The sequence below is a fragment of the Microbacterium sp. genome, from assembly GCF_049661145.1.
Classification (GTDB): Bacteria; Actinomycetota; Actinomycetes; order Actinomycetales; family Microbacteriaceae; genus Microbacterium.
Map to the genome: position 1 here is coordinate 1 of NZ_JBASZT010000216.1, position 1,704 is coordinate 1,704.

Below are 1,704 nucleotides of genomic sequence, written 5' to 3' on the forward strand. Positions count from 1 at the left end.
GCGCCGGGCAGCGCGAGCCACCCTTTGCGGGGCCTCACCACCTCGCCGGCCTCTACCGCGCGACGGACCGCGCGCTCGCTCAGGCCGCGGCGGCGCAGTGCACGCACCCGCACCACGCCCCCGAGGCTCCGCACCGCTTCTCTGACCGACATCCCCACAGCGTGCCCGCTCCTGAAGTGCCGTGGTTCGCGCCCGGGGCAATCTGTAGACAGACCGGCGAAACTGCCGATTGGGGAGAGACCGATGACGGGGTCCGCCCGCAGGTTGCTGAGGAGAAAGCAGGATTCTGTGGACGGGATGCCGGGATTTCGTCCTCAGCATCCGCCATCTCCTCAGCATCCGACGCCCGGCGGCGCTGGCAGGCGCAGGCACGGACGCAGTTTGCCCAAACGAAGTGAGAACCGTTATCGTTACTACTTCGACCGCTCCGAGAAGGAACTTCCCATGCCCGAAGCGCTGCTGCTGCGCGACCTCGACGTCCGCGTCGGGGGCCTCACGCTCGTTCACAGCGTGTCGCTGTCTCTTCAGCCGGGCGAGAGCGTCGCCCTGCTCGGCCACTCCGGATCGGGCAAGTCGCTGACCGCGGCGGCGATCACCGGCGGACTCTCGCGCATGCTCGACGCGACCGGTGAGTTGGTCCTCGACGGCACGGCGGTCGACGTGGGCTCGTCGCTTCGCCCCGCCGGCTGCGTCGCCGCCGTGCAGCAGGACAGCTCGAACGCCCTGAACCCCCTCGTCCGCGTCGCGCGGCAGCTGGAGGTACCCCTGCGCCGCCGCGGGCTGCAGGGTCGGCAGCTGCACGACCGCGCAGCGGAGCTGCTCGACGCGTGCAGCATCGACGATCCGCACCGCGTGCTGCGCTCCTACCCCGCGGAGCTGTCCGGCGGACAACGCCAGCGGGCATGCATCGCGCTCGCACTCGCGTGCGAGGCGAAAGTGCTCGTCGCCGACGAGCCCACGACGGCTCTCGACGTCGTGAGCCAGGCGCAGGTGCTCGACACGCTCGCGGCCGCGCGCGAGCGCGCCGGGCTCGCTCTGCTGTTCATCACCCACGACCTCGCGGCCGCATCGCAGATCTGCGATCGGGCGGTCGTGCTGCAGAACGGGCGCATCGTGGAGCAGGGCACGTTCCGGGCGCTGGTGGACGCTCCGCAGCATCCGTACACCCGTGAGCTGGTGGACCTCGTGCGGTCGCAGTCCATGGTGGGCACCCGCCTCCGGAAGGAGACGGCAGCGTGAGCGCACCGCGGCGCACGGACGAGAAGGTCTACGCGCGGGATGCTGCGCTCGAGGCCGTCGGACTCCACCACCGCTACCGCCGTCTCAGCGGATCGCCGTTTCGCCGGCCCGAAGACGTCCCCGTGCTCACCGGCCTCGACCTGCGCATCGCCACCGGCGAGGCGATCGGCATTGTCGGCCGTTCGGGCTCAGGCAAATCGACGATGCTGCGGATCCTGCTGGGGCTGGAGCAGCCCGACGCCGGCGAGGTTCGCGTGGGTGGCGCGCCCCTCCCGCGTTCGGGGAAGGGGCTGCGCGCCTTTCGCCGGCACGTGCAGTACATCCCGCAGGAGCCCGGAACCAGCCTCGATCCCCGTATGACGGTCGAACAGCTCGTCCTCGACCCGCTCCGCCGCCTCGGCGTGCCCGGCGATCACCGCGCGATCGTCGCCACCGCGCTCGAGGGCGTGCGGCTGCCCACCGAGC

At 71.4% G+C, this 1,704-nt stretch carries 3 protein-coding genes; 2 read left to right on the forward strand and 1 reads right to left on the reverse strand.

What is annotated here, in order from left to right; translation table 11 throughout:
* The coding region (locus WBP48_RS09215; protein WP_424439339.1) for a type IV toxin-antitoxin system AbiEi family antitoxin domain-containing protein at positions 1-152 on the reverse strand (152 nt) is incomplete at its 3' end.
* 292 nt (positions 153-444) lie between these two features.
* On the opposite strand from WBP48_RS09215, the gene WBP48_RS09220 reads away from it, so the two are divergent.
* Complete coding sequence (locus WBP48_RS09220) at positions 445-1,239, forward strand: ATP-binding cassette domain-containing protein (protein ID WP_424439333.1); 795 nt, start codon at positions 445-447, stop codon at positions 1,237-1,239.
* Positions 1,236-1,704: ATP-binding cassette domain-containing protein (locus WBP48_RS09225; RefSeq protein ID WP_424439336.1), on the forward strand; the 469-nt coding region annotated here is incomplete at its 3' end. The genes WBP48_RS09220 and WBP48_RS09225, both read left to right, overlap by 4 nt.